The sequence below is a fragment of the Aeromonas sp. LsrichE-8G genome (genome assembly GCF_022869435.1).
GTDB lineage: Bacteria > Pseudomonadota > Gammaproteobacteria > Enterobacterales > Aeromonadaceae > Aeromonas > Aeromonas caviae.
The window spans coordinates 1-293 of record NZ_JALIHH010000229.1; the positions used below are offsets into that span (position 1 = coordinate 1).

Consider the following 293-nt stretch of genomic DNA (forward strand, 5'->3'; position numbering starts at 1 on the left):
ACCGCCTTTAACGAGTTCACCAGTACCGATAGCTGCACCGTTGGCGCGTACTCTATCAGCATGTGAACATGATCAGCCTCTCCGTCACACTCTTTCAGTTCCGCACCAAAATCTCTGCAAACCTCTGCCGCACACTGACCGAAGGATGCGTGATGCAGATCCCCCAATATCGGCTTTCGATACTTGGTGATAAACACCAAATGTACGTGCAAAGCGTAGGCCGCATGGCGTGATTTATTAATTTTAGTGAATTGCATTCTGTCACTCAATCGGGCTTAATAGATATGGCAATA

The 293-nt window shown here is 47.4% G+C and carries 1 pseudogene; it reads right to left on the reverse strand.

Features of this window, described 5'->3' with window-relative positions:
- Positions 1–257: pseudogene (tnpA, locus tag MUW49_RS19630) on the reverse strand (IS200/IS605-like element ISAs26 family transposase); the annotation flags it as partial.
- Between the last annotated feature and the right edge of the window lie 36 nt (positions 258–293).